Raw genomic sequence first — 3,229 nt, 5'->3', positions numbered from 1 at the left:
TCTGCTGTCTTGCGTTTCCGACTCTATCAGACTCTTTCGTGTCCGACTTCCTCGGTGCTTTCCAGGTTTCCGCTTTCGCGTTTCCCTTTCCGGCGATGCCGACTCTATCAGAAGTTTTCCACCGGATTAACCGGCTTCGGATTCCTGGATAAGGAGTCGACTGTGCTCCGATGGAATTCAATTCCAAGTGGGAGCGAGAGAGATTGTGAACCATCGCTGCCGAACTTGTCCAGTTCGAGGCAACCGTTAGAATCTACCTCCCCATCGCGGATGTGTCAACACCCGCTCCGGGACCTGAGGAGACTAGCAGCTCAGCGGGGTCCGATGCACATCAGGCCGCGGTCGGGAGCGTCGCCGTCTGGTCGGCGGCCTCCACGTCGCCCGCCTCGCCGGCCCGGGAGGCTCTGCCGCCCAGGACGAAGACGTAGAGGAGGAAGGCCGCCTCGGCCACGACGCCGATGGTGATGCGGGCCCAGGTGGGGAGGCCGGACGGGGTCACGAAGCCCTCGATCAGGCCCGCGATGAAGAGGACCGCCGCGAGGCCGATGGCCATGCCCAGGGCGGCTCGGCCCTGTTCGGCGAGGGCCGTGCGGCGGGTGCGGGGGCCCGGGTCGATGACCGTCCAGCCCAGGCGCAGGCCCATGCCCGCGGCGACGAAGACCGCGGTCAGTTCGAGGAGGCCGTGCGGGAGGATCAGGCCGAGGAAGACGTCCAGGCGGCCGGCGGAGGCCATCAGGCCGAGGCCCACGCCGAGGTTGGCCATGTTGAGGTAGAGGATCCCGAGTACCGGGAGGCCGAGGAAGGCGCCCAGGACGAGGCAGATCGCCGCCGCCCTGGCGTTGTTCGTCCAGACCTGGGCCGCGAAGGAGCCCGCGGGGTGGCTGGAGTAGTACGTCTCGTACTCGCCGCCCGGCTGCGTGAGCTCCTTCAGGTACTCCGGGGTGCCGATGGCGCCCTGGACCTCGGGGTGCGTGGCTATCCACCAGCCGATGAGCACGCCGAGCGCCGTGGAGAGCAGGGCGGTCGGTATCCACCAGCGCCGGCTGCGGTAGACCGCGGCCGGGAAGCCCGCCGTGAAGAAGAGGGCCGCGTCGCGCCAGCCGGCGCGGCGGGTGCCCGTGACCGTGGCGCGGGCGCGGGCGACCAGCTGGGTCAGCCGGCCCATGAGCATCGGGTCCGGGGCGCTGGACTGGACGAGGGAGAGATGGGTCGACGTGCGCTGGTAGAGCGCGACCAGTTCGTCGGCCTCGGCGCCGGTCAGCTTGCGGCCGCGGCCGAGGAGCTGCTCCAGGCGGTCCCATTCCGCGCGGTGTGCCGTCACGAAGACGTCGAGATCCATACGGTTGCCGCTCCCCTGCCCCTGGTCCCCTGCCACTGCCTGTTCCTCGTGTGGTCAGCTTGGCAGACTGGATGCCCAAGGGGTTGGGGCAGGTCATGCGAAAGGTGCTGTGGTGAGCGATCTGGTGACGGGGGACGCGGTCGTCCTGGGGCTTCGGCCCGCGCGGCTGCCGAGCCGTGCGCTGGCGATCGTCCTCGATCTGCTCGTGTACTTCACCGGGTACACGCTGATCATGGTCGCGCTGACCTTCGCGATCGCCTCCCTCGACATGGCCGCGCAGGCGGCCGTGATGGTGGCGAGCTTCGTGCTGGTGCTCGTGGGCGTGCCGATCGCGGTGGAGACGCTGAGCCACGGTCGGTCGCTGGGCAAGCTCGCCTGCGGGCTGCGGGTGGTGCGGGACGACGGCGGGCCGATCCGTTTCCGGCACGCGCTGGTCCGGGGGGCCATGGGAGTGGTGGAGCTGCTGGCGACCTTCGGGTCCGTGGCGTGCATCGCCTCGCTGGTGTCGGCGCGCGGGCGGCGGCTCGGGGACGTTTTCGCGGGGACGCTGGTGATACGCGAGCGGGTGCCGGGGGCGCGGGTGATGCCGGTGCCCTCGCCGCCGCCGTGGCTGGCCGGGCGGTTCACCGGGCTGGACCTGTCCGCGGTGCCGGAGGGGCTGTGGCTGGCGATCCGGCAGTACCTGACCCGGATGAACCAGCTGGACCCGCAGGTGGGTGCCGCGATGGCGGCGCGGCTCGCGGACGACCTGGTGGCGCGTACGGGTGCGCCGCCGCCGGCCGGGGTGCCGGCGGCCGCGTTCCTGATGGCCGTGGTGCACGAGCGGCAGTCGCGGGATGCGGCGAAGGCTTTCCGGCCCGCAGGCCCGGCGCCGGTGCCGGTGCCGGTGCCGGTGACCGTTCCGGTTGCGGCCCCGGTGACGGCTGCTCCTTACGTCGCTCCCGCGCCCGTGGCACCCGTGGAGGCGCCGGCGCCGCGGGCCGGCGGGTTCGCGCCGCCCGCCTGAGGGGTCACTCCTCGTCGAACGTCGAGGGCGGGGTCTCCAGTTGTTCGAGTTCGATGCCGGGGGCCGAGAGGACCACGTCGCCGGCGATGTGGATCGTGTGGACCTCGCCGGTGTCCAGGGCGCTGACCTGATACTCGTCCACCATCAGCGGGCCGCTGTCCGTCGGGTGCTCCTCGCGTCGCAGCAGGGCCCAGGCCTGGTCGACCGTGCGGGGGGCCAGGACCGGGTCGGTGAGTGCGACGAGGCGGACGCGGGTGGCCGGGGTGCCCGGGGTCAGGCGCAGCAGGCGGGCGGTGGCCACGAGGAAGGCCGGGGAGGTTCCGGTGAAGCCGGGGGCGCGGACGTTGCCCTCGGTGGCCTCGGTTCCGGTCGGGTCGGTACGGACCCAGGTGACGCCGTCGATGGCGGCGCCGCGGACCTGCCAGCTCGCGGCGTTCACTTCCAGGCGGATGGGGCGGCCGAGTTCGTCGATGGCCAGGTCCACGGAGCCCCGGTGGTCGCCGTTCGGGGCGGTGAGCTGGGAGACGTAGCGCCAGCCGGAAGGTCCCGGGGCGCAGTGGAAGTGCTCCTCGCCGAGGGGGGCGTGGTCGTGCGGGTCGTGGAGCGAGTAGCGGCCGCGGGGCATGGTGCGCACACTTCTGTCGGAGCGTATGGGGCAGGCCCCCGGCACACGTGCCGGGGGCCTGCTTCACATTGTGCTACCGCTGGTCGGATCAGTAGCGGTAGTGGTCCGGCTTGTACGGGCCCGCGACGTCGACGCCGATGTACGCGGCCTGCTCCGGGCGCAGGGTGGTGAGCTTGACGCCGAGCGCGTCGAGGTGGAGGCGGGCGACCTTCTCGTCGAGGTGCTTGGGCAGCACGTAGACGTCGGTCGGGTACTCCTC

General features: G+C 71.5%; 4 protein-coding genes. 1 reads left to right on the top strand and 3 read right to left on the bottom strand.

Annotated elements, in window-relative coordinates:
- Positions 1-331: 331 nt before the first annotated feature.
- Positions 332-1,339 carry a stage II sporulation protein M gene (locus tag ACFV9H_RS41325; RefSeq protein ID WP_385409140.1) on the bottom strand — a complete coding sequence of 336 codons (1,008 nt, stop codon included), beginning with the start codon at positions 1,337-1,339 and terminating at the stop codon, positions 332-334.
- 112 nt (positions 1,340-1,451) lie between these two features.
- On the opposite strand from ACFV9H_RS41325, the gene ACFV9H_RS41320 reads away from it, so the two are divergent.
- A complete protein-coding gene (locus tag ACFV9H_RS41320; protein ID WP_385409138.1) occupies positions 1,452-2,345 on the top strand; it encodes an RDD family protein in 894 nt (297 codons plus the stop codon).
- Between the two features lie 4 nt (positions 2,346-2,349).
- Here ACFV9H_RS41320 and ACFV9H_RS41315 read toward each other — a convergent pair whose 3' ends face one another.
- Together ACFV9H_RS41315 and ACFV9H_RS41310 are read right to left on the bottom strand one after the other, a co-directional pair.
- On the bottom strand, positions 2,350-2,970 hold the full coding sequence (locus ACFV9H_RS41315) for a hypothetical protein (protein ID WP_385409144.1): 621 nt from the start codon (positions 2,968-2,970) through the stop codon (positions 2,350-2,352).
- A gap of 88 nt (positions 2,971-3,058) precedes the next feature.
- Positions 3,059-3,229, bottom strand: a 171-nt coding sequence (locus ACFV9H_RS41310; RefSeq protein WP_385409142.1) for an adenosylhomocysteinase, incomplete at its 5' end; no start/stop codon positions are given.

This window comes from Streptomyces sp. NPDC059874 (assembly GCF_042731135.1).
Lineage (GTDB): Bacteria > Actinomycetota > Actinomycetes > Streptomycetales > Streptomycetaceae > Streptomyces.
The sequence above is the reverse complement of the archived record's forward strand: the minus strand, read 5'-3'. Positions and strand labels throughout refer to the sequence as shown.

What these genes read in the sequence shown, in the direction of transcription:
- ACFV9H_RS41325 (WP_385409140.1), bottom strand. Translation starts at nt 1,339, where the DNA reads ATGGATCTCGACGTCTTCGTGACGGCACACCGCGCGGAATGGGACCGC.
- ACFV9H_RS41315 (WP_385409144.1), bottom strand. Translation starts at nt 2,970, where the DNA reads ATGCCCCGCGGCCGCTACTCGCTCCACGACCCGCACGACCACGCCCCC.